Origin of the sequence: Klebsiella sp. KE9456, assembly GCF_043832615.1 — a bacterium.
Lineage (GTDB): Bacteria > Pseudomonadota > Gammaproteobacteria > Enterobacterales > Enterobacteriaceae > Klebsiella > Klebsiella indica.
In genome coordinates, this window is the sequence record NZ_JBDYQK010000005.1 from 21728 (window position 1) to 44907 (window position 23180).

The 23180-nt window shown below is 52.7% G+C and carries 19 protein-coding genes; 10 read left to right on the forward strand and 9 right to left on the reverse strand.

The window, feature by feature from the left end:
- The first annotated feature begins 8 nt into the window (after positions 1-8).
- Positions 9-1724, forward strand: a complete 1716-nt coding sequence (locus tag ABK821_RS06445) for a pectate lyase (RefSeq protein ID WP_395033881.1) — start codon at positions 9-11, stop codon at positions 1722-1724.
- A 230-nt stretch (positions 1725-1954) separates the two neighbouring features.
- Here the strand turns inward: ABK821_RS06445 and ABK821_RS06450 are convergent, their stop codons facing one another.
- Positions 1955-3028, reverse strand: coding sequence for a LacI family DNA-binding transcriptional regulator (locus tag ABK821_RS06450; protein WP_138360552.1), 1074 nt, complete (start codon positions 3026-3028; stop codon positions 1955-1957).
- Positions 3029-3326: 298 nt separating this feature from the next.
- On the opposite strand from ABK821_RS06450, the gene ABK821_RS06455 reads away from it, so the two are divergent.
- On the forward strand, positions 3327-4628 hold the full coding sequence (locus tag ABK821_RS06455; RefSeq protein WP_138360553.1) for an MFS transporter: 1302 nt from the start codon (positions 3327-3329) through the stop codon (positions 4626-4628).
- A gap of 16 nt (positions 4629-4644) precedes the next feature.
- Positions 4645-7008 (forward strand): TIM-barrel domain-containing protein, encoded by a 2364-nt coding sequence (locus ABK821_RS06460; RefSeq protein WP_395033882.1) that lies wholly within the window; start codon positions 4645-4647, stop codon positions 7006-7008.
- A gap of 86 nt (positions 7009-7094) precedes the next feature.
- Here the strand turns inward: ABK821_RS06460 and ABK821_RS06465 are convergent, their stop codons facing one another.
- The gene (locus ABK821_RS06465; RefSeq protein WP_395033883.1) at positions 7095-8687 is read right to left on the reverse strand and encodes an ABC-F family ATPase; all 1593 of its coding nucleotides are present in this window, start codon (positions 8685-8687) and stop codon (positions 7095-7097) included.
- A 182-nt stretch (positions 8688-8869) separates the two neighbouring features.
- Here ABK821_RS06465 and ABK821_RS06470 point away from each other — a divergent pair, with 182 nt between their 5' ends.
- Positions 8870-9652: a tyrosine-protein phosphatase gene (locus tag ABK821_RS06470; protein WP_138360556.1), complete on the forward strand. Its 783-nt coding sequence runs from the start codon at positions 8870-8872 to the stop codon at positions 9650-9652.
- 201 nt (positions 9653-9853) lie between these two features.
- A complete protein-coding gene (ldtB, locus tag ABK821_RS06475) occupies positions 9854-10768 on the forward strand; it encodes a L,D-transpeptidase (RefSeq protein ID WP_138360557.1) in 915 nt (304 codons plus the stop codon).
- Positions 10769-10810: 42 nt separating this feature from the next.
- On the opposite strand, the gene ABK821_RS06480 is transcribed toward ldtB, so the two are convergent.
- The 6 genes from ABK821_RS06480 to mntR all read right to left on the reverse strand — a co-directional run bounded on the left by ABK821_RS06480 (position 10811) and on the right by mntR (position 17341).
- Entirely contained in the window at positions 10811-11527 is a 717-nt protein-coding gene (locus tag ABK821_RS06480; protein WP_138360558.1) for a GntR family transcriptional regulator, read from the reverse strand.
- 9 nt (positions 11528-11536) lie between these two features.
- Entirely contained in the window at positions 11537-12859 is a 1323-nt protein-coding gene (locus tag ABK821_RS06485; RefSeq protein WP_308560870.1) for a PTS transporter subunit EIIC, read from the reverse strand.
- A gap of 227 nt (positions 12860-13086) precedes the next feature.
- Positions 13087-14463: a glycoside hydrolase family 1 protein gene (locus tag ABK821_RS06490; protein ID WP_138360560.1), complete on the reverse strand. Its 1377-nt coding sequence runs from the start codon at positions 14461-14463 to the stop codon at positions 13087-13089.
- A 153-nt stretch (positions 14464-14616) separates the two neighbouring features.
- Positions 14617-15657, reverse strand: coding sequence for an aldo/keto reductase (locus tag ABK821_RS06495; protein ID WP_138360561.1), 1041 nt, complete (start codon positions 15655-15657; stop codon positions 14617-14619).
- A 107-nt stretch (positions 15658-15764) separates the two neighbouring features.
- Positions 15765-16871 (reverse strand): SLC13 family permease, encoded by a 1107-nt coding sequence (locus tag ABK821_RS06500; protein WP_138360562.1) that lies wholly within the window; start codon positions 16869-16871, stop codon positions 15765-15767.
- Positions 16868-17341: a manganese-binding transcriptional regulator MntR gene (gene mntR / locus ABK821_RS06505; protein ID WP_138360563.1), complete on the reverse strand. Its 474-nt coding sequence runs from the start codon at positions 17339-17341 to the stop codon at positions 16868-16870. Before mntR ends, ABK821_RS06500 begins: the two co-directional genes overlap by 4 nt.
- 183 nt (positions 17342-17524) lie before the next feature.
- Here mntR and mntS point away from each other — a divergent pair, with 183 nt between their 5' ends.
- Both mntS and ABK821_RS06515 read left to right on the forward strand, forming a co-directional pair.
- Entirely contained in the window at positions 17525-17650 is a 126-nt protein-coding gene (mntS, locus tag ABK821_RS06510; RefSeq protein ID WP_138360564.1) for a manganase accumulation protein MntS, read from the forward strand.
- A gap of 266 nt (positions 17651-17916) precedes the next feature.
- Positions 17917-19494: a phosphoethanolamine transferase gene (locus ABK821_RS06515; protein WP_142501615.1), complete on the forward strand. Its 1578-nt coding sequence runs from the start codon at positions 17917-17919 to the stop codon at positions 19492-19494.
- Positions 19495-19567: 73 nt separating this feature from the next.
- Here the strand turns inward: ABK821_RS06515 and ompX are convergent, their stop codons facing one another.
- A complete protein-coding gene (gene ompX, locus ABK821_RS06520; protein ID WP_138360566.1) occupies positions 19568-20080 on the reverse strand; it encodes an outer membrane protein OmpX in 513 nt (170 codons plus the stop codon).
- Between the two features lie 353 nt (positions 20081-20433).
- Here ompX and rhtA point away from each other — a divergent pair, with 353 nt between their 5' ends.
- The 3 genes from rhtA to glnH all read left to right on the forward strand — a co-directional run bounded on the left by rhtA (position 20434) and on the right by glnH (position 23179).
- Entirely contained in the window at positions 20434-21339 is a 906-nt protein-coding gene (gene rhtA, locus ABK821_RS06525; RefSeq protein WP_138360567.1) for a threonine/homoserine exporter RhtA, read from the forward strand.
- A 217-nt stretch (positions 21340-21556) separates the two neighbouring features.
- Entirely contained in the window at positions 21557-22060 is a 504-nt protein-coding gene (gene dps, locus ABK821_RS06530; protein WP_138360568.1) for a DNA starvation/stationary phase protection protein Dps, read from the forward strand.
- A gap of 372 nt (positions 22061-22432) precedes the next feature.
- Positions 22433-23179, forward strand: a complete 747-nt coding sequence (glnH, locus tag ABK821_RS06535) for a glutamine ABC transporter substrate-binding protein GlnH (protein ID WP_138360569.1) — start codon at positions 22433-22435, stop codon at positions 23177-23179.
- The last annotated feature ends 1 nt before the right edge of the window (position 23180 follow it).

Below are 23180 nucleotides of genomic sequence, written 5' to 3' on the forward strand. Positions count from 1 at the left end.
GAGTCATCATGTTTCGTCGTTTCACTTTTAACGCCTGCTGCTGCCTGGTCGCACTGGCTTGTCATAGCGCCTACGCCGACAGTCAGCGTTTACAGGCGGTTAAAACCTTCGCCGACAATGTCCTGGACAAAGCGGGGGATAAATATCATGGCGCCACGCCCTCTCCGCTACTTGCCAGCGGCGTCGATCCGCGTACTGGTAAGCAGATGGAATGGATTTTTCCCGATGGCCGCACCGCCGTGTTATCTAACTTTTCCGCCCAGCAAAATCTGATGCGCGTGCTGGTGGGCCTCAGCAACCTGACCGGCGATGATAAATACCAAAAACGCGCGGAAGAGACCGTTCGTTATTACTTTAACCACTATCAGGATAAAAGCGGCCTGTTGATTTGGGGTGGACATCGTTTTGTCGATCTGAAGACTCTGCAGCCGGAGGGACCCAGTGAAAAAGAGCAAGTTCATGAATTAAAGAACGCTTATCCCTGGTATGAACTGATGTTCGCCGTCGATAAACCCGCCACCGTGCGCTTTATTCACGGCTTCTGGAACGCACACGTTTATGACTGGAAAGTCCTGGAAACCAGCCGTCATGGTCAATATGGCAAAACGCCAGGCAAACTCTGGGCGAACGATTTCACGCAACAGCCGCCCTTTTTTGCCACTAAAGGATTAAGTTTCCTCAATGCGGGCAATGATCTGATCTATTCGGCTTCTCTGTTATACAAATACAATAATGAAACTGGCGCGCTGGTCTGGGCAAAGCGCCTGGCGCAGCAGTATGTCCTGCCGCGGGATCCGAAAACCGGCCTCGGCGTATATCAGTTCACTCAGCCGCTCAAGCGGGCGCAGACCACCGACGACAGCGACACCAATTCTAAATACGGCGATCGCGCCCAGCGTCAGTTTGGCCCGGAATTCGGCACCGATGCACTTGAAGGCAATATGCTGCTGAAAGGCCGAACCAGCACGATTTATTCAGAAAATGCATTGATGCAGCTGGCGTTAGCTAAATATCTCGGGCCGGATGGCCAGGATATTAAGAAGTGGACACTGGATGGACTGAAAGCATTTGCCCGTTATGCCTATGATCCGAGTAACAATACATTCCGTCCGCTACTGGCTAACGGTACCGACCTTTCCAACTACAGGCTCCCGCGTGATGGTTACTATGGGAAAAAAGGTACCGTACTCAAACCTTATCCGGCCGGGAGCGATTTCCTGCTCTCTTATGCCCGCGCTTATACGCTGGAGCAGGATAATGAACTGTGGAAAGTGGCGCGGGGTATCGCAAAAGGCCAGGGATTAGGCGATATTGGCGAGCCAAATGGCAAAAAGAGTCAGATGAATTTAGAAACCAGCAACAGTGATGCTTACGCCATCTTCGCGCTCATCGATCTGTGGCAGGCCACAAAGCAGCAGGCCTATCTCGATGTGGCGCAAAAAGTGGCGGACAACATCCTGGCCACTCATCGCCTGAATGGTTTCTTCGTTAAGGATCAACATGTGCAGTACGCCAGTATTGACAATATTGACCCCTATGCCCTGCTGGCGCTTGAAGCGACGTTACAAAATAAAGCGGACGCCGTAGCGCCATTTCTGAATGGTTCTGGCTTTACCGAAGGGGCTTATCGTCTGCCTGACGGCAGCGTACGCGTTTCGACGAGAGATAACGAACTTTTTGCCTTGAAAACAGGCGAACAGCTGAAACCGAATGGCAAAAAATAGCGTTCATCTAAATTGATATTCCTGGCTTGTCCCGCTTTTGCGTTGCCCACCGTTTCTTTGTGCCGCGCGTCAAGGCTCAATAACCGCCAGCACCGCGCGCACTATTGCGGGACACAGCCAGAATGCTTCGAATGAAGCGTCGACACGTTGTAGCCGTGATTTCCGCGCGGAAAAGTCGTTTCACGCGGCACACTTTAAATATCTACGGTAAACGTGCAGAGGATTGTAGATTAATCGTCATACAATCCCTTAGGTTCGACAGAGGTACGGCGGTTACCAGAACGTATCCGCCGTACCGAATCTCGTACCGCCAGCGTACCATGCAAGAGTAACGATCCATGCTGCGCATCAGGACGAAGCAGTTGCCGCTGTAATAAATGTACCGCCTCATCCCCCAATTCATCACGCGGCACATGTACTGCGGTTAGAGGCACATCCTGAATCGCAGACAGGTTAAAACCATCGATGCTCATGACAGAAGTATCCTGTGGAACACGTAAACCTCGCTTTTGTAAAGCAACCATCGTTCCTGCCGCCATAAAATCGCCACCCACCAAAAAAGCCGTTGGTAGCGCGCGATCGTTCCGTTGATCCAGCCAGGCTCCGACCTTTTCTTCTGTCTCCCTGGCGCTGAAATTAGCCACATCGATTAAATCCATACTATCGACAAAACGCAGATTCCGCGCACGCCACGCTTGCTTAATACCCAGTAAACGTAACTCCATGGTATAGCGACGCAGACACATCACGTTTATTACTGACTGGTGCCCCATATCAAACAGATAACGGGCGGCAAATTGACCAATCAATCGGTGATCCGGCGCAACGGAAGATAAACGCATTCCTGAATCGTGGCAGTTGATCATCACACAGGGTTTTCCCAAATCTGCCGCCAGATCGTGAATATGCGGATCATCAATACCCAATAAAATAACAGCCTGCGTAGATGCGTCATGCATACGCTGCAAAAATAAATTCGCATCACTGTCATTCTCCTCCAGCGCGCAGTATCGCAAGTGGACATCGTGCGGCTTGAGTGCATTGTTGATGCTTTGAATAACGCGATAGTAGTAAATGTCCGTTCGCTCGTCGAAGGCCCGTTGAGGAGCAAATACCAGCAAATTGTTGAGCAACATTCTTCCGGCGGCGAGACCGTCCATCACCCCCAACTCGTGAGCGCAATCAAGTACTTTCTGACGAGCCTTTGTACTGGTATTGGATTTCCCTGCTAACACTCGCGATACCGTACTGGGTGACAGCCCGGTACGCAGCGCAATTTCAGTCACTCTGAGCTTTTTATCCATTTTGTGATCGCGCTCCAATTTGTAAATGAAAAAATTTTCATATTAAAAACAGGAATATTTTTAAGTAAATTTCGCGCGAATTACTGCGATATAGCGCGTTTTATGAAAAAAGTTGCAGAAAAATCGCTACTGCGCACCCCCCTTCTCCCTTAGCCTGAATTGGTCCAACACCTTTGATATTAGTCAACCAAGAGTGGCGGAATATAAACCTTATCAAACAATGAAATACAAAATTTTAGCGACAACTCAGGAAATGGGTTGGTCAATTTTCCCTACTACATGTCTCGTGGAGAGTTCTATGAGCCAAGGCCTCAATAATGATATGGCGGTCAGTAAATCGCGCCGCATAGTAAAGAATCTGCGCTGGTGGATGCTTGTGTTGTTTTTGCTGGGCGTCACCGTCAATTACATCACACGCAATTCACTGGGGATTATCGCCCCGGAATTAAAAACCTCTCTGGGCATTTCTACCGAACAATACTCATGGATAGTCGGCGCGTTTCAACTCGCCTATACCCTTTTCCAGCCGCTCTGTGGTTGGCTTATCGATGTCATTGGCCTCAAGCTCGGCTTTATGATTTGCGCCACGCTGTGGGCTATCGCCTGTATTGCCCATGCTGGCGCCGGAAGCTGGTTGCACCTGGCGATCCTGCGCTTTTTTATGGGCGGCGCTGAAGCGGCGGCGACACCAGCGAATGCCAAAACCCTGGGTGAGTGGTTTCCAAAATCCGAGCGCCCTATCGCCGCGGGCTGGGCAGGGGTCGGTTTTTCTATCGGCGCAATGCTGGCACCGCCGATAATCTATTTCGCGCACGCCTCATTCGGCTGGCAGGGCGCATTCATGTTCACCGGCGCGCTGGCGCTATTATGGGTCGTGCTCTGGTGGGCGTTCTATCATAATCCAGAAAAACATCCGAATCTGGGCAAATCTGAACTGGCGCTGATAAAGCAAGACAATGAAGCGCCACCGCTCAAACAGCCCTTTTTTACCGCGCTAAAAACCGTATCGAAAAACAAACGCTTCTACGGTATCGCTATTCCGGCCTTTATGGCTGAACCCGCCTGGGCGGTATTGAGTTTCTGGGTACCGCTCTATCTGGCGAAAGAGCACGGTATGGATTTAAAGCAAATCGCCATGTTTGCCTGGCTACCGTTTCTGGCAGCCGACCTCGGTAGCGTCGCCAGCGGCTATCTGACCAAACTTTATACCCGCTGGTTCGGCTGCTCGCGGGTGAATTCAGTGATCGCCAGTTCCGTCACCGGCGCCTTTCTGATGATTTCGCTCGCCACCGTTGCGATTACCCGCGATCCGTATATCACCATCGTGCTGATTTCGATAGGCGGTTTCGGCCACCAGATCATTTCCTGCATGCTTAGCGCACTGGTGGTGGAGTCTTTCGATAAAGGACAGATGGCGACTGTTAACGGTATGCGCGGATCCGCCGCATGGATCGCCAGCTTTCTGTTCTCGCTGTTAATCGGAGTCACCGCCGACAAAATCGGCTTCAACCCACTATTTATCGCCATGGGATTCTTTGACCTGATCGGCGCGGTATTCCTGGTGGCATTTATTGCTGAACGTCGCGCAAAGCGCGCCTGAGAGAGTGGATGTAAAAATGAAGACGTTGAAAAACTGGACCTTACGCCAACAACTGGATCACCACGTTGAGTTGACCGTCGATGGCCAGCACATCCTGTGCCTGTATGTCCTGGAAGAGAATATGTTCCGCGTGTTGCTAAAGCGGCACGGTCAGTTGGCGCTGGATCGTACCTGGAGTATCGCCCCACAGCAGGATGTGCCGTGGGAAGGACGCCCGCGCGAGGATTTGAGCGGCTTTAGCCTTCCCGCCTGGCAGCTAACAGAGCGCGACGGCATGCTGAGCATCGCCACCGAGCATCTGCGCGTCACCGTCCACCAGCCGCTGTGGCTGGAATGGTGCTACCGCGACGAAGTCGGCGAGTGGCAGCCGCTCGTTAATGACCGCCCTACCAGCGCCTATCTGGCGAATGCGCACGGCGACGGCGTTGCCCACTACCTTAGCCGCCGTAAAGATGAACGCTTCTATGGTCTTGGTGAGAAGGCTGGCAATTTGCAACGTACCGGCAAACGCTATGAGATGCGTAACCTTGATGCCATGGGTTATAACGCGGTGAGCACCGACCCGCTGTACAAACATATTCCATTTACCATCGCTCAGCGCAGCGATATTAGCTACGGTCTGTTTTACGATAACCTGAGCAACTGCTGGCTGGATCTCGGGAACGAAATCGACAACTATCATACCGCCTATCGCCGCTGGCAAGCGGAAGCAGGCGACATCGATTACTACATCTTTACCGGCAAGCGCGTGCTGGATGTCACCAAAGCCTTTGTGCGCCTGACGGGGAAAACGCTGTTCGGGCCGAAGTGGAGCCTGGGTTACAGCGGCTCAACCATGCATTACACCGACGCGCCGGATGCGCAAAACCAGCTGATGAACTTTATCCGTCTGTGTAATGAACACGCCATTCCATGCGACTCGTTCCAGCTCTCATCCGGCTATACCTCAATTAACGGCAAACGGTACGTCTTTAACTGGAACTATGACAAGGTGCCGCAGCCGAAGGTAATGAGCCAGGCATTCCACGATGCGGGGTTGCGGCTTGCGGCAAACATTAAACCGTGTCTGTTGCAGGATCACCCACGCTACAACGAAGTCGCGGAAAGAGGGTTATTTATCCGTGATTCGGAAACCGACGCGCCGGAACGTTCAAGTTTCTGGGATGACGAAGGCTCTAACCTTGATTTCACCAATCCGCAAACCGTCGCCTGGTGGCAGGAAGGCGTCACCACACAGTTGCTGAAGATGGGGATCGACGCCACCTGGAACGATAATAACGAGTATGAAGTGTGGGACGGCGAAGCCCGTTGTCACGGATTTGGGCAGGAGATCGCCATCAAACATATTCGCCCGGTCATGCCGCTGCTCATGATGCGCGCTTCGCTGGAAGCGCAGCAGCGCTTTGCGCCGCACAAACGCCCGTATCTTATCTCTCGTTCCGGTTGCGCCGGGATGCAGCGCTACGTTCAGACCTGGAGCGGCGATAACCGTACCAACTGGGACACTCTGCGCTACAACATCCGTATGGGACTGGGAATGAGTCTCTCCGGGCTATTTAATATCGGCCACGATGTCGGCGGTTTCTCTGGCGAAAAGCCGGATCCGGAACTGTTCGTGCGCTGGGTACAGAACGGCGTCATGCATCCACGGTTCACCATTCACTCGTGGAATGACGATCATACGGTGAATGAGCCGTGGATGTACCCAGGCGTGACGTCGGCGATTCGTAGCGCGATTGAGCTGCGCTATCGTCTGCTGCCGTACCTCTACACGCTGCTGTGGCAGGCGCACGCCGACGACGAGCCGATGCTGCGCCCCACTTTCCTCGACCACGAACACGACGCGCAAACCTTCGCAGAGTGCGACGACTTCCTGCTTGGCCGCGATATTCTGGTGGCGAGCGTGGTGGAGCCCGGTCAACGTGAACGCCGCGTCTGGCTGCCGGATAACGAAACCGGCTGGTACGATTTCGATAACCACGAATGGTTCTCTGGCGGTCAGTGGATCACCCTGAACGCGCCGCTGGAAAAACTGCCGCTGCTGGTACGCGCTGGCGCAGGTGTGCCGCTGAGCGAACGGATCGCTCATGTCAGCCCTGAGCACGACGATACCCGCGAACTGAAACTGTTCCCGGTCAAAGGCGTGGGGACAACATCCGGTCTGCTGTTTGAAGACGATGGCGAAAGCTGGGGTTATCAGACGGGCAATGCCTTGTGGGTGGAATGGGAGATGGTGTGCGATGGGGCGACCGTCAACCTGAAGATCAACGCGCGTGGCGACTATCGTCCGGCATGGAACATGTTGAAGGTATCGTTACCGGCGGGGGAAAAACGCACGCTGCGGGTGAATGGCGTTGAAGGGAGTGAGTGGGTGCTCTGAAAATTGCCGGGTGGCGGCTTCGCCTTACCCGGCCTACAAACTGTAGCGCAGGCCCGGTGAGCGTAGCGCCGCCGGGCATCAGCGTGTTACTCGATCCCTTTACTACGCAGAAAATCTTCGTAGTTGCCGCTGAAGTCCACCACGCGCTCAGGCGTAATTTCTATCACCCGGGTCGCCAGCGAGCTGACGAATTCGCGGTCATGGGAGACGAAGATCAGCGTGCCCTGATACATCTCCAGCGCCATGTTCAGCGATTCGATCGATTCCATATCCAGGTGGTTGGTCGGTTCGTCCATCACCAGAATATTCGGTTTTTGCATCATTAGTTTACCGAACAGCATACGGCCCTTTTCACCACCGGAGAGCACTTTTGCAGGCTTCTTGATATCGTCCTGGCTAAACAGCAGACGACCAAGAATGCTGCGCACCGCCTGCTCGTCGTCACCTTCCTGTTTCCACTGGCTCATCCAGTCAAACACCGTCAGGTCATTTTCAAATTCATATTCATGATCCTGCGCGTAATAGCCAACGCGCGCATTTTCTGACCATTTCACGGTGCCGTTATCCGGCGCCAGATCGCCCACCAGGGTTTTCAGCAGCGTCGATTTACCCACGCCGTTGGTACCGAGGACCGCCAGCTTTTCACCCACTTCCAGCAGCAGATTGACGCCTTTAAACAATGGACCGTTATCAAAGCCTTTCGCCAGCGCTTCCACTTCCAGCGCGTTACGGAACAGCTTTTTATCCTGCTCGAAACGGATGAACGGGTTCTGCCGGCTGGAGGCCTTCACCTCATCAAGTTTGATTTTGTCAATCTGGCGAGCGCGGGAGGTGGCCTGGCGAGATTTAGAGGCATTGGCGCTAAAGCGGCTAACGAAGGATTGCAGTTCAGCAATTTGCGCCTTTTTCTTGGCGTTATCAGCCAGCAGACGCTCACGGGCCTGCGTCGCTGCGGTCATGTACTCGTCATAATTGCCCGGATAGACACGCAGTTCGCCGTAATCGAGATCCGCCATATGGGTGCAGACCATATTCAGGAAGTGACGGTCGTGCGAAATGATGATCATGGTGCTGTCACGTTCGTTCAGCACCTGCTCCAGCCAGCGAATGGTATCGATATCCAGGTTGTTCGTCGGTTCATCAAGCAGCAGAATATCCGGGTCGGAGAACAACGCCTGAGCCAACAGCACACGCAGCTTCCAGCCGGGGGCAACTTCGCTCATTGGGCCATAATGCTGTTCGATCGGAATACCGACGCCGAGCAGCAGTTCACCAGCGCGCGCTTCGGCGGAATAACCGTCCATCTCGCCATACTGCACTTCGAGATCGGCGACTTTATAGCCATCCTCTTCGCTCATCTCTGCCAGAGAGTAGATGCGATCGCGCTCCTGCTTTACTTGCCACAGTTCAGCATGGCCCATAATGACCGTATCCAGCACGCTGAATTCTTCAAAGGCAAACTGATCCTGACGCAGTTTACCGATACGCTCGTTAGGGTCGAGGGAAACGTTGCCCAGCGTTGGCTCCAGATCGCCGCCGAGGATCTTCATAAAGGTGGACTTACCGCTACCGTTGGCACCAATCAAGCCGTAGCGGTTGCCGCCGCCAAATTTGACGGAAATATTTTCGAACAGCGGCTTACTGCCGAACTGCATGGTGACGTTACTGGATACTAGCACGGGGTTATCCTGACAAATGAGAATGAGAAGTGTGATAAACCAGACATTATGCCAGCAAATGCTTCACTTTTCACGGGCCGTTATAAAATCATCAATGTGGCTTGTGTTAGGGTCAGTGTCATATTGCGCGGTTACACTGTTTATTACTGCGTGATTTTTCTACTTAAACATGGAAGGAACCTATGAAAAGACTCTCCAGCCATCCGGCTTTCTTATCGCTACAGGGCGGTATCAACTTTCGCGATCTGGGCGGCCAGCGTACCGCCGATGGCCGCCGCGTGCGCTCAGGTAAACTGTTCCGCTCCGGCTCGCTGCATATGATGACCGCCGATGACTTAAGCCATCTCGACGCAATCCCCCTTAGCCGGGTGATTGATTATCGCGACCCGGGAGAAGTCAGGCGCAGTCCCGACAAGCTAAACGAACTGGCTCACTACCTTAATGCTCCCGCTAACCCACTCGTTCACCACGTCAACGCAAAAGTGACCGAGTTTAACGCCGCGACGCTTAATGCCGTTGACGGTCAACAGTTTATGCTGGAGCTGTATCGTCAGTTGCCGTTCAACAACCCTGCCTACCGCCAGTTGGTCAAATGGCTGATGGAGCCATTCGACGGCGCGCTGTTACAGCATTGTGCGGTGGGTAAAGACCGTACCGGCATTGGCTGTGCGCTGACGCTGTTGGCGCTCGGCTGCGATCGACATACGGTGATGGAGGAATACCTGCTCACCCAGGGCATGCTGATGCAGGTTGAAGAATTCATGCTCGAATCGCTCGGCGACGCATTGACCGCCCGCGGACGGCAGACCCTGGCGGAAATCATGACGGTTCATGAGTCATATCTTACCGCGGCTCTCGCCCAGATTGATGAACGCTACGCAAGTATTGACGCCTGGCTTGAGCAAGAGTATCAGCTCACGCCGTCGGCGCGCGAAGCCCTTCAGTCGCGGCTTCTGGAGGGGTAACCCCCTCCCGTTTTCACACCGGCAATTGTCCTGATGGTCAGTAACCGCACATGGCATGCATAGCAGCAGGAAAAAAATGTGATTTCGTACACATCTCATTTACCTGTTTGCCAGAATGCACATATAATGCGCTCCCATCGACTTCCTGTTTAAACTGACAAAGGCCAGTGTGGCATTAACATCGCCCACGACATAAAGCATATGAAATTATCAACTCTCATCGCGGCAGCCTTCGCAATCGTGGGCTTTTGCAACACAGCTTCTGCTGTAACCTATCCACTGCCTACTGACGGCAGCCGTCTGATTGGCCAGAATCAGGTCATTACCGTTCCGGAAGATAACAAGCAGCCGCTGGAATATTTTGCCGCTGAATACCAGATGGGTTTGTCCAACATGCTGGAGGCCAACCCTGGCGTGGATACCTTTCTGCCGAAAGGCGGTACCGTGCTGAATATCCCGCAGCAGCTGATCCTGCCGGACACCGTTCATGAAGGGATTGTTATCAACAGCGCGGAAATGCGCCTCTACTACTATCCGAAAGGCACCAACACCGTCATCGTGCTGCCTATCGGTATCGGCCAGTTAGGTAAAGACACGCCGATCAACTGGGTCACCAAAGTTGAGCGCAAAAAAGCAGGCCCGACCTGGACCCCTACCGCGAAAATGCACGCGGAATATATTGCCGCAGGCGAACCGCTGCCAGCCGTTGTCCCGGCCGGCCCTGACAATCCGATGGGGCTGTATGCGCTCTATATTGGCCGCCTGTACGCCATTCATGGCACCAACGCCAACTTCGGTATCGGCCTGCGCGTCAGCCACGGCTGCGTGCGTCTGCGTAACGACGACATCAAATTCCTGTTTGAAAACGTGCCGGTCGGCACACGCGTTGAGTTTATCGATGAGCCGGTGAAAGCCACCACCGAGCCTGACGGCAGCCGTTTCATTGAAGTGCACAACCCGCTGTCTACTACCGAAGAGCAGTTCCAGGGCAATGAAATCGTGCCAATTACCCTGAGCAAGGCGGTACAGGCGGTAACGGGTCAGAGTGATGTTGACCAGAGCGTGCTGGAACAGGCCATTCACAACCGTTCCGGCATGCCGGTGCGCCTGAACTAACGGCACATAATGCACAGCGGCGGGCCAGGGCCCGCCCTTTTTTTATCCGTTATTAACCAGAATAATGCCGCCGTGATCGTAGCGATAGTGGCAATGGGCATACTCCAGCGGCGTACCGTCCTCCAGATAGACGACCTGTTCCACTTCCAGTACCGGATCGCCGGGCTCGCAGTTGAGGTATTCTCTATCCAGTTCTTGCGGTTTCATCGCCCGAACCACACGATATGAACCCATTATTTTTAGCCCCAGCGTCTCCCGCACGTAGCGAAACACCGAGCTTTCCAGATGCGTTTTATTCAGGCCGGGAACCAGCGCCACGGGCATCACGGTCAGATCCAGCGACACGGGTTCATCATTAAGCAGCCGCAGGCGAACAAAATCATAGACTGGCGCATCAGCGTCAATCAGCAGCGAACTTTGCTCTTTTTCTGTCGGAAAGCGCAGCTCAAAACGAATCACCCGGCTTGCCACTTCGCCCAGGTGTTCCCAGGTTTTGGTCGCGCCAAAATAGTCGCTACCGGGCAAATCCCACTGCGAAAGCTGCAGGAAATTTTTGCGCACGAACGTGCCCTGCCCCTTACGGGTATAAATTAGCCCTTCAACGATAAGCTGGCGCATCGCCTGCTGGATCGTCATTCGGCTGGTACTGAACTCCGCTGCTAACGCGAACTGATCCGGTAATGGCGCGCTGGCGGGATACTGCTGACTGATAATTCGCTTTTTAATTTCCCGCGCAATCAAAAGATACTTTGCCGCCATTACCGTTCCTTATTGTTTGTTTATCCCGTTGTTTTTTAAGGCCACTCGCTCAGCAACCTTGAGGAAAGGCAGGTAGAAGAATACACCAAAGATGATGATGATCAACTGTACCACGACCGCCCGCCAGTCTCCCGCCGTCGCCAGCCAGGCGCTGAGTATCGGCGGCGTGGTCCACGGGATCATGACCACGCAGCGCGACATGAGTCCCAGCGTGGTGCAAAGCCAGGCGAAATAGATGCCGATGGCGGGTAGCAGCACAAACGGGATCATCAGCGGCACGTTAAACACGATCGGCAAACCGAAAATCACCGGCTCGTTGATATTAAACAGCCCGGGCGTAATGGCAAGACGCGCCACCTGCTTCGAGGCCCGCTGACGCGAAAAGAGAAAAATAGCGATCAGCAAGGAAACGGTGCTGCCGGTGCCACCAATCATGCCGAAGGTCGGCACAAAGATATTGTTAATAATGTGCGGGATCGGCTGGCCGCTGGCGTAGGCCAGCATATTCTCATTGGTATTAATCAGCAGGAACGGCTCCAGCACCACCCCGTTCACCACAGTCTGATGAATACCCAGCGTAAACAAGAAGTTGCCAAAACTGTAGATAAAAAGGGTTCCCGGCAGACTGGTATTAATCAGCCGCAACGGCTGCTGGATAAGCGTGGTAATCAGATGAATCAGATCGGTATGCAGCAGGTTATTCAGCAGGGCGGCAAGCACCGCGAACAGCGACAGCGTCAGAATGGCCGGGATCAGCGAGGAGAACGATTGCCCCACCGCCGGCGGAACGTTCTCTCCAAGATTGATTGTCAGACGCTTGATACTGGCGATGCGCATAAAGATTTCAGTCGCCAGCAGGCCAATAAGCACGCCCGCGAAGATCCCGGTGGAACCAATGTTGGCGAAGGTCAGCACCGAGGTCAGGCTTACCGTCGTTTTCCCGCCGACGGGCACCAGTTCCACCTGAATGGGCATCATAATAATAAAACTGCATAGGGCAATGACGACAGTCGAAACCGGATTAGCGAAATTTTTGTTGCGCGCCAGCGCCCACGCAATCATCGGCGCAATCAGCAGCGCGGCAATATTCAGGGTCCCGTTGATAATCGCCTCGCCCCATACTTTAAAGTGCGCCAGCGTGTCGCCCTGTAATAGCCAGGGAAATACCACATTATTCACCAGCACCGCCAGCCCGGCCAGAATGAAAATGGGCATGACGCCGGCAAATGCATCGCGCAGTGAACGCAAATGTACCTGATTTGCGATCCGCGCGGAAAACTCAACAAAGCGATCGGTCAAAGACTGCATACTGGACGTTGTATTATCAGACATTTTGCAGAATCCTCTTTATCACTTACCCGTACTCCCCTGAATAATTCAGTTTGCAGACAGGGATTCAGCGAATGCATCCCTGCTCGCTTAGCGAAAATCCAACCACCGGGGCAATAAGTCTGCCGAAAACAGATTTATCGCTGTTTTCAGCCCCCGGGATGAGGACGATGGATAAACGCCCCTGCTGCCTGAAATATGACGGGGATAACCTGGCGCGGACTGCGCCGCTACATCTCTTCGCCGTTGCTGTGAATCACCCGTTTCAGCCACGCGTAGCTTTTCTTTGGTACCCGTTTAAGGTCCTTTAAATCATGGTTTTCGCGGTTGACGTAAACCACGCCATAGCGTTTACGCATATCGCCCTGCGAGCTGAGAATGTCGATAAGCCCCCAGCCGAGATAGCCGATCACCTGCGCGCCATCTTCAAAAATCGCCGCTTTCATGGCGTTGAGATGATCGCGGTGATAGGCGATGCGGTAATCGTCAGCAATTTGGTTTTCGCCATCCCAGGACTCAATAACTCCGATGCCGTTTTCAATCGGGAACACCGGCAGTCGCCAGTCGTTGTAGTAGCGGGTAATAATGGTCCTGAAGCCCAGCGGGTCGATCTGCCAGTCCCACTCGGTGGCCTTCAGATACGCATTCTTTTTATTGCCAAATCGCATGTAATCGTTCACCGGCGTGTCCGGCGGAATGAGATCGCTATCGAGAACCTTGCTGGCGTAGTAACTAAAAGCCAGATAGTCGACTTTTATCGTCGCCATCAGCGCCAGATCCTCCTCACGGTAGATATCATCAAAACCTTGTCGGGCGACAAAATGCATCACCTCCGGACTGTAGCCCTCTCCAGCGTAAGCCCGCAGCAGATTCTGATTGAAGAATTCATCCAGTTGTTGGGCGCAAAACATATCGCGCGGTTTGCAGGTCGCCGGATAGACCAGCGCATGGGCCAGCATCCCCCCCATCAGGCACTGTGGCTTAGCCTGATGCAGGTATTGCGTCAGATGAACATGGGCCATCATCACGTGATGCTGGATCTGATACAGCTCGCGGAGCGTTTTCTCTCCCCGCATATAGCCTGAGATCTGAAACGCGTCCGGCATATGATAAAGATTCTGCTCATTGAAGGTCAGCCACCACTTCACCTTGTCGCCAAAGCAGTCGATCATCTTCTTCCCGTAGCGAATAAAAGCGTCCATCACGCGGCGATCGGTGAAACCGTTGTCGCGCTCCGCCAGCGACAGCGGCATATCGAAGTGATACAGGCAGATCATCGGCTCAATATCGCGGGCGATCAGCGCATCAATAAACTGGTGATAAAAGGCGATCCCTTCGTCATTGAACTCGCCATCACCTTGCGGGCAGACGCGGCTCCAGGAAATCTGAAAGCGATAGCAGTTCATGCCCAAATCCTGCATAAGGTCGAAATCTTCCCGGTAACGGTGATAAGCGTCGGTGGCCACCTTCCAGTCGGAAGCAAACTCTGCAGGCGGGCGGATATCGTAGACCGACATCCCCTTACCGCCCTCGTTCCACGCCCCTTCGGTTTGCATACTGGAAACTGAATTGCCCCATAAAAAATCGGCCGGCAGTGTTTTCTTCATCACCCTCACCTATATGACTAGTCATTTTAATTTAATGACTAGTCATATAGGTGAGAAACGATCGCAACGCAAAATCTGCGTTCGATTTTTGTGAGCACAATAGATAAAAAAAGCCGGATCGCGATATTCACGATCCGGCTTGCGGAGAGAAGATTACTGTTGTGCGAGCTGATTGCGGCGGTATTCCCCCTGGCGCTCCAGCATCCAGCCCGGATACTCTCGCGGCAGCGCGCTAACCTTGTCCAGTTGCTCCAGCTCGGCATCACTCAACGCAATGGTGGTCGCCGCAAGGTTATCGGCCAGTTGCTCCGCACGCTTCGCGCCAATAATCACGCTACTTACCACCGGCTGATGCAGCAGCCAGGTCAGCGCAATTTGCGCGACCGAAACGCCTTTAGCGGCGGCGATGTCACGCATCACATCGATACAATCAAAAGCGCGATCTTTATTCACCGGCGGGAAATCAAATTCCTGACGACGACCGCCGCTTGCCGACTGCCCGTTACGATCGTACTTCCCGCTGAGCAGTCCTCCCGCCAGCGGGCTCCAGACCATCAGGCCCAGCCCTTCGCTCTGCATCATCGGCGCCAGCTCGCGCTCAAGATCGCGCCCGGCAATGGTGTAGTAGGCCTGTAAAGAAGCAAAGCGCGCCAGCCCCAGGCGTTCGGAAATCCCCAGAGCTTTAACGATCTGCCAGGCCGCCCAGTTAGACACGCCGATATAGCGGACATGCCCCTGCTGCACCAGACTATCCAGCGCATACAGCGTCTCTTCAATGGGCGTCGCCGGATCAAAACCGTGCAACTGGTAAAGATCGATATGGTCGAGCTGCAGGCGACGCAGGCTCTCTTTCACGCTGCCGATAATGTGATAGCGCGAACTGCCGCGCGAATTGACACCCGCAGTCCCGGTTTCGCCAAAGACTTTGGTCGCCACGACTACATTTTCACGCGGCACTTTCAGGTTTTTCAGCGCCTGGCCGGTAATCTCTTCCGAACGCCCTTCCGAATAGATGTTAGCGGTGTCGATAAAGTTAATGCCCGCATCCAGCGCGCTGCCCACCAGTTGCTCTGCTTCCGCCTGACGCAACTGGCCCACTTTCCCCCACAGACCACCTTCACCCCCGAAGGTCATCGTTCCCAGGCACAGTTCTGAGACAAAAAGGCCGGTGTGGCCCAGTTTTTGATAACGCATAGGACTCTCCTTAATCAGGATGGTTAACCTCAGAAGAGAGTTATACCCCTGAGTCGGAGTACGCGAATGGGGCGTTTCTGTCTGTTTCTTGCCCAATTCTCTGAAAATCAAATCTGCAGCAGAGCATACCCCACCAGCGCCGCCCACAGCAGCATCGGTACAGAGTAGAGATGGAAACGCCACCAGATACGGCGATCGCCCGCCATTCGCAGCGCGATCAGATTCGCCAGCGAACCGGGCAGCAAGCCAAAGCCGCCCACGTTAACCGCCCACGCCAGCAGTACCGACGGGGGAACATAGTGAAGCAGCAAAATGGTGGCCGGGACATTGCTGATAAACTGCGACAGGCCAATCGTCGTCAGCCACAATCCGCCTGTCGGAAGTTGCGCAACGCCATTGAGCGTATGCTGTAAAACTGGGAGTTGGATCAGCAGGTGCACATCAATAAACATCACTATAAAGACCAGCAGCAGCGTCCAGTCAACGTGGATAATCACCGCCCGCGCCAGCAGCAGAAACCCCAGCGCAACGATTGCCAGCCCCCACAGTTCCTGCTTGATCTCTAGTGCCGCCAAAAAGGCCAGATACAATGCCAGACAGCTCCAGACCAGCGTCGGCTGCCATGAAGGCGCCCTGTCACGACTCTGATAGCTGAGATGCTTAGGGGGAAAACAGAACCAGCACAGCGCCAGCAGGGTAATCATCATCGCCGCGGCCAGAGGCAGCATCTGACCGATAAAAGCCGGAAATGAGAGGCCGGAGCGCCCCCACAGCAGGATATTTTGCGGGTTACCAATAGGGGTTAATAAAGACCCGGCATTCACTGCCAGCGCTTCGAAAATAATCAATCGACTGGTCGGAATCGCACACCACTTTTTGAGCGTTAACGTCAATGGCACGACGATAAACAGCGCCACATCGTTGGTTAAGAAGGTGGAAAGCAGCGCGGCGGCCAGCACCATAAAGATGGCCAGTTGGCGTTCGGTCACAAAGCGGCGCGCCATTTTACGGCCAAGCACATCGAAATAGCCGCTCAGTTCAATGCCTTTGGTCAGTAGCATCAGCCCGCTGAGGGTGATAATGGTATGCCAGTCAATGGCATGCGGCCAACGCCCGGGAGCAAACGGGACAAAGACGCTTAAAACAATGCCGACAATTAGCAGCAGATGTAAAAAGCGGTCGCGCAGCAGCGACTGAACAAAGGCGAGGTTCATTCTCCCTGCGGCCCCTGCCTGAGGGTAAATTGCTTAAACATTTCCAGCGTCTCTTCGCTAACGTGATGCTCCATCCCTTCCGCATCGCGACGGGCAATTTCCGGGCTCACGCCAATCACCAGTAAAAAGTTTTCCACAATCTGGTGACGTTCGCGGCTCTCCTGCGCCAGCTTCTCACCCTCCGGCGTTAAAAAGATCCCCCGCCACGGGATCTGTTCGATCAGCCCGACGCTGGCCAAACGTTTTAACATCTTTGCAACCGTTGGCTGCGACACCCCAAGACGCGCGGCCATATCCACCTGGCGGGCTTCCCCCACCTCCAGAATCAGATCGGAGATCAGTTCGACATAATCATCAATCAGCTCGCGACGATGCGCCTCACGCACCTGGCGAAATCCCTCAACATGTTCTTCGACATTCACTAACTGCGTCACTTTTTTTGTTATTGGCTTACCTGCGCGACGGTTCATTGTGCTTCCTCATTCCTGTGACGCATCAAGCATCATATAAAAGGATCCCCATTGTAATGGATCGCGCACAGAGAACAAAAAATTAACGTTTTAGCCATAGCTATAAGATATAGCCTGTGCTATATCTGTATGTAATACACACATTGCTTCAGGGAGTGAAGGGCGAGTTCACAGGAGGTTGTTATGAACGAATTCAAGAGGTGCTTAAACGTGTTTACTCATTCTCCTTTTCAAGTTCGCTTAATGCTTATCGGTATGCTGTGCGATCTGTTCAACGGTAAAGCCCCGCAGGATAAACCGGGTAACTAACGCGGCGTCGCGGTACGCCGCTTTATTTTTTATCATCCCGTCACGTCAAACTGTCTGATTACTCAGCACTTCAGCGACTTTTTTCAAGTTTTGTAAGCGCCCTCCCAAAACAATCCCTTATGAAGAGTTGATCTTAATATTCGCAGAACCTATCTTTTGTCAGCCCTGCCACTACTGCGGCTCGCAGAGACCCTCTTCACGCATTGTCCAGCAGGTTTCTCCCCCTGATGCCAGGAGATGCACATGGCTCTTTTTGATTGTTTATTATGAATGTCACAATAAAAGAAACGCTGGCCGCTCGCGGGCTGATGCCAAATCCATGGACAGGATTCTACTTTTTACAATCCCTGTTGATTAACCTGGCGTTTGGCTACGACTTTAGCCTGCTCTATACCGTCGCCTCTACCTGCGCCCTGCATCTGCTGTGGCGACGCTTTCCGCGCGCGCAAAAAGTCGCCATCGGCTTCTGGTCGCTGCTGGCGGCCATATACTACCCTTTTGGTCAGGCCTACGGCGCGCCGAATTTCAATACGCTGCTGGCGCTGCATGCCACCAATATTGAAGAGTCCACCGAGATCCTGACCATTTTCCCGTGGTACAACTATCTGCTGGCTGTGTTTATCTTTGCGCTCGGGGTCATTGCCGTGCGCCGTAAACCGGAAATATCAACGCGCTGGGGTAAAATGGATACCCTGGGGCTGCTGTTTTGTATCGGTATTTTCTTCCTGCAGCCTGTGCAAAATCTTGCCTGGGGCGGCGTCTTTAAGGTCATTGATACCGGCTACCCGGCCATACGCTTCATTAAAGATGTGGTGGTCAATAATAATGAAGTGCTGGATGAACAGGCGCGGATGGCGCGACTGGCAAACATGAAAGATAGCTGGCACGTGCTGGCGGTAAAGCCAAAATATCATCTGTATGTTGTGGTTATCGGGGAGAGCGCGCGACGCGATGCGCTCGGCGCTTTCGGCGGCCACTGGGATAACACGCCGTTCGCCAGTTCAGTCAACGGCTATTTGTTCAATGACTACATCGCCGCCAGCGGCTCAACGCAGAAATCTCTCGGTTTAACCCTCAACCGGGTCGTTGATGATAAACCGCAGTATCAGAATAACTTTGTCAGCCTTGCCAACCGCGCGGGTTTTCAGAGCTGGTGGTTTTCCAATCAGGGGCAGATTGGCGAATACGATACCGCGATTGCCAGTATCGCCAGACGTGCGGACGAAGTACAGTTTCTCAAAAACGGGGATTTTGAAGCCAATAAAAATAGTCAGGATACGCAGTTATTAAAGCTAACCGCGCAGGTGCTTGCCGTCCGTCGCCCTCAGCCGCAGTTGATTGTCCTGCATTTGATGGGCTCACACCCCCAGGCCTGCGACCGCACCAAAGGCAAATACACGGCTTTTGTGCAGTCGAAAGAGACATCGTGCTATCTCTTCAGCATCACGCAAACCGATTCGCTGCTCAGCAAACTCTACGACCAGTTGCAAAACTCAGGTGAAACCTTCTCAATGACCTATTTTTCCGATCATGGTCTGGCGTTTAAAGAACGGGGAAAAAAGGTGCAGTACCTGGCGCACGATGATAAGTACCAGCAGAACTTTCAGGTGCCGTTTATGGTGCTCTCCAGTGATGATAAATCCCACAAGATCATTAAAGCGCGACGTTCCGCCAATGACTTTCTCAGCTTCTTCTCACAGTGGACCGGGATTAGCGCAGAGGAAATTAACCCACGCTATCGTTTTATTTCCGAACAGCAGGCCGGACCAACGTACATCACCAACTTCCAGTTGCAAAAAGTGGACTATAACCATCTGGATACCGATGCGTTTACCCTTAACTAAGCCGCCTCAGCCGCGAACAGGCAAAAAAAATCCGCCCAACGAGGCGGATTTTTTCATCACCGATGTGAGGTGATTAGAAGCGGTAACCGACGCCAGCGATCCAGGTGCCAACATCAACGCTACGAATGCGAGACTGCTCATAGGAGAAGTCCAGCGCAACGTTTTCGATCGGGTTGAACTGCAGGCCCGCACCGTAAGAGAAACCGTAGTCGCTCATATCAGATTTATTCGGGTAGCTGTTATCCTGGAATTTACCGTAACCAACGCCCACGACGCCGTAGATGCTTGCCCAGTCATTCAGACGGTAAGCCGGACCTGCGGTGATACCGTAGTACTGGCCTTTTTTGTAAACGCCATCTTCGGTACGATCTTTTTCAGTGTAGGTAAAGGAACCGATAACGCCCAGCGGGTTGTTGTCTTGCTCGTAGCGATATTTCAGGTTGAAGCCCGATGCTTTATTCGCTGCACCCTGCATATCGCTCTGCGCGTAACCACCGGTAACGGTAGACGTTGCAGCGTAAGCAGTGGTGCTTACGGACGCAGCCAGAACAACGGCCAGTGCTGAAAAACGTGCAATTTTATTCATAACCACCTCAAATGTGTTTCCAATAAGTCCTAAGCTTTAAATATAACAAAAACTTCTGGGAAACTCTTTTCACTTTACATTGTCTAAAGCGCTTTTTCCTGTAACTAAAGATTTCCCGGTTTCGATAACAATCTGGAATTTAACTCTTTTTAGCGGATATTTTGCTATTAAACCCCGCTAAACGTCGGACATGCATCCAGATTATTCCTAATCCTTTGGTCAATTTATCTTCGTAATTCCTCGTATTGTACTGCTTTCATCGCCTTATTTTTCAACATTAGCTCAACCGCCGTCGGGTATTTCCATTACACTGGGGTTTTTACTCCATTTGACAAAATCTGACAGGAGAAAGGATGCCCCGCTCGTCTCGTAAAGTACCGGCCTGGTTGCCGATACTGGCTATTTTTATCGCCATGCTCTCTATCCAGAGTGGCGCATCGCTGGCCAAATCCCTGTTTCCGCTCGTCGGTGCGCCTGGCGTCACCGCCCTACGTCTGGCGCTTGGAACCTTAATCCTGGTGACGATCTTCAAACCCTGGCGTCTTCGCTTTGCCCCTGAACAGCGTCTGCCGCTGCTTCTGTACGGCATTGCGCTGGGAGCGATGAACTATCTGTTTTATTTGTCAATTCAACGGATCCCGCTGGGCGTTGCGGTGGCGCTGGAGTTTACCGGGCCGCTGGCGGTGGCGCTCTTTGGCTCTCGTCGCCCGCTCGACTTTGTGTGGGTGGTTCTGGCAGTGCTTGGATTGTGGTTCCTGCTGCCGCTGGGGCAAAACGTGACGCAGATAGATCCGCCTGGCGCGCTGCTGGCGCTCAGCGCAGGCGCCTGTTGGGCGGTTTATATTCTGACCGGACAGCGGGCCGGTGCAGGGCACGGGCCCGCCACGGTATCGATGGGGTCGCTTATCGCTGCGGTCATTTTCGTGCCGATGGGAATGATACAGGCCAGTGATACGCTGTTTCAGTGGGCGTTGTTGTTGCCCGGACTCGGGATCGCTATTTTATCTACCGCGCTTCCTTACTCGCTGGAGATGATTGCCCTTACCCGTTTGCCCAGCAAGACGTTCGGCACCCTGATGAGCATGGAGCCCGCTCTCGCCGCGCTTTCCGGGATGCTGTTTCTTGGCGAAACGTTGACGGCTTCCCAGACGCTGGCGCTGGGCGCGATCATTCTTGCTTCAATGGGTTCCACGCTGACCATGCGCCGGGAAACAAAAATCAAGGCGGTAGATATCAACTCGCCACGAGATCCTCTGTAATAGCTGAAAGCAACGCGGAGCACATAAATGCAATAAACTGATTTATAAATAAAAAATTACATTTTGCAGACTGTCTCTATCGAACTGATAGAGACTACCGCCCCTGCAAAGTTCATATCCGTTGCTATACTTAAACCCGTAAGTTATTGGGATGAGACACTCCGCATAATTCAAATTTGAAGTATGACGAGTACAAATATCAAGAGGATATGACACTATGAGTACCGCAAAACTGGTTAAAACGAAAGCAACGAATCTGCTCTATACCCGTAACGACGTCGCTGATAGTGAGAAGAAAGCGACCGTTGAGCTGCTGAATCGCCAGGTGATCCAGTTCATTGACCTGTCGCTGATCACTAAACAGGCTCACTGGAATATGCGCGGTGCAAACTTTATTGCCGTTCATGAAATGCTGGATGGTTTCCGCACTGCCCTGGTCGATCACCTTGATACCATGGCTGAGCGCGCTGTACAGCTTGGCGGCGTGGCTCTGGGAACCACGCAGGTCATCAACAGTAAAAGTCCGCTCAAAAGCTATCCGCTCGATATCCATAACGTCCAGGATCATCTGAAAGAACTGGCCGACCGCTATGCCATTGTTGCCAATGATGTGCGCAAAGCCATTGAGGAAGCAAAAGATGAGGATACGGCTGACATCTTCACCGCCGCATCCCGTGACCTGGATAAATTCCTGTGGTTCATTGAAGCCAATATTGAGTAATGCCAACTGCCGTCAGCATCGCTGGCGGTTTTTTTATTTCCCCCACCCCGCAATGCACTGTTTTAGTGCTCTCCGACAACCGCAACCGGCGTCAAAGTAAATCAATTGTAATAATAACCTCACACAATCGTTATAATAAGATTGTTTTAATACCATGAATTGCGTTAAAAATAGTCTGATTATGCGAGATTCTTATGACGCACCAAAATAGAGCCCCAGTTTAGTGCAATTACTCTTACGGGTTATCAAAACTGTGCAACAGGATTAATCCTGGTTGTTATAAAACAATAAGTTGTAAAACTGGCATGATTTTTTCATATAAGAGTACTTGTTCTCGCAGGGGATCGTCCCGTGGATAAAAAAGGAAATGCTATGAAGTCTGTATTAAAAGTTTCACTGGCTGCACTGACCCTGGCTTTTGCGGTTACTTCTCACGCCGCTGATAAAAAACTGGTTGTCGCTACCGATACGGCATTTGTGCCGTTCGAATTTAAACAGGGCGATAAATACGTTGGTTTCGACATTGATCTGTGGGCGGCTATCGCCAAAGAACTGAAACTGGATTACACCCTGAAGCCTATGGACTTCAGCGGCATCATCCCGGCGCTGCAGACCAAAAATATCGACCTCGCGCTGGCGGGGATCACCATTACGGACGCACGTAAAAAAGCGATCGACTTTTCTGATGGCTACTACAAAAGCGGCCTGATGGTAATGGTTAACGCTAATAATAACGACATTAAAAGCGTTAACGATCTGAACGGTAAAGTGGTTGCCGTGAAGAGCGGTACAGGCTCCGTTGACTACGCAAAAGCCAATATTAAAACCAAAGATCTGCGTCAGTTCCCGAACATTGACAACGCCTATATGGAACTGGGTACCGGTCGTGCCGATGCTGTCCTCCACGATACCCCGAACATTCTTTATTTCATCAAAACGGCTGGCAACGGCAAGTTCAAAGCGGTAGGTGAATCTCTGGAAGCGCAAAGCTACGGTATCGCCTTCCCGAAAGGCAGCGACGAACTGCGTAACAAAGTGAACGGCGCGCTGAAAACGCTGCGTGAAAACGGCACTTACAACGAAATTTATAAAAAATGGTTTGGTACTGAACCTAAATAAT

What these genes read in the sequence shown, in the direction of transcription:
- ABK821_RS06445 (WP_395033881.1), top strand. Translation starts at nt 9, where the DNA reads ATGTTTCGTCGTTTCACTTTTAACGCCTGCTGCTGCCTGGTCGCACTG.
- ABK821_RS06450 (WP_138360552.1), bottom strand. Translation starts at nt 3,028, where the DNA reads ATGGATAAAAAGCTCAGAGTGACTGAAATTGCGCTGCGTACCGGGCTG.
- ABK821_RS06455 (WP_138360553.1), top strand. Translation starts at nt 3,327, where the DNA reads ATGAGCCAAGGCCTCAATAATGATATGGCGGTCAGTAAATCGCGCCGC.
- ABK821_RS06460 (WP_395033882.1), top strand. Translation starts at nt 4,645, where the DNA reads ATGAAGACGTTGAAAAACTGGACCTTACGCCAACAACTGGATCACCAC.
- ABK821_RS06470 (WP_138360556.1), top strand. Translation starts at nt 8,870, where the DNA reads ATGAAAAGACTCTCCAGCCATCCGGCTTTCTTATCGCTACAGGGCGGT.
- ldtB (WP_138360557.1), top strand. Translation starts at nt 9,854, where the DNA reads ATGAAATTATCAACTCTCATCGCGGCAGCCTTCGCAATCGTGGGCTTT.
- ABK821_RS06480 (WP_138360558.1), bottom strand. Translation starts at nt 11,527, where the DNA reads ATGGCGGCAAAGTATCTTTTGATTGCGCGGGAAATTAAAAAGCGAATT.
- ABK821_RS06485 (WP_308560870.1), bottom strand. Translation starts at nt 12,859, where the DNA reads ATGTCTGATAATACAACGTCCAGTATGCAGTCTTTGACCGATCGCTTT.
- ABK821_RS06490 (WP_138360560.1), bottom strand. Translation starts at nt 14,463, where the DNA reads ATGAAGAAAACACTGCCGGCCGATTTTTTATGGGGCAATTCAGTTTCC.
- ABK821_RS06495 (WP_138360561.1), bottom strand. Translation starts at nt 15,657, where the DNA reads ATGCGTTATCAAAAACTGGGCCACACCGGCCTTTTTGTCTCAGAACTG.
- ABK821_RS06500 (WP_138360562.1), bottom strand. Translation starts at nt 16,871, where the DNA reads ATGAACCTCGCCTTTGTTCAGTCGCTGCTGCGCGACCGCTTTTTACAT.
- mntR (WP_138360563.1), bottom strand. Translation starts at nt 17,341, where the DNA reads ATGAACCGTCGCGCAGGTAAGCCAATAACAAAAAAAGTGACGCAGTTA.
- mntS (WP_138360564.1), top strand. Translation starts at nt 17,525, where the DNA reads ATGAACGAATTCAAGAGGTGCTTAAACGTGTTTACTCATTCTCCTTTT.
- ABK821_RS06515 (WP_142501615.1), top strand. Translation starts at nt 17,917, where the DNA reads ATGAATGTCACAATAAAAGAAACGCTGGCCGCTCGCGGGCTGATGCCA.
- ompX (WP_138360566.1), bottom strand. Translation starts at nt 20,080, where the DNA reads ATGAATAAAATTGCACGTTTTTCAGCACTGGCCGTTGTTCTGGCTGCG.
- rhtA (WP_138360567.1), top strand. Translation starts at nt 20,434, where the DNA reads ATGCCCCGCTCGTCTCGTAAAGTACCGGCCTGGTTGCCGATACTGGCT.
- dps (WP_138360568.1), top strand. Translation starts at nt 21,557, where the DNA reads ATGAGTACCGCAAAACTGGTTAAAACGAAAGCAACGAATCTGCTCTAT.
- glnH (WP_138360569.1), top strand. Translation starts at nt 22,433, where the DNA reads ATGAAGTCTGTATTAAAAGTTTCACTGGCTGCACTGACCCTGGCTTTT.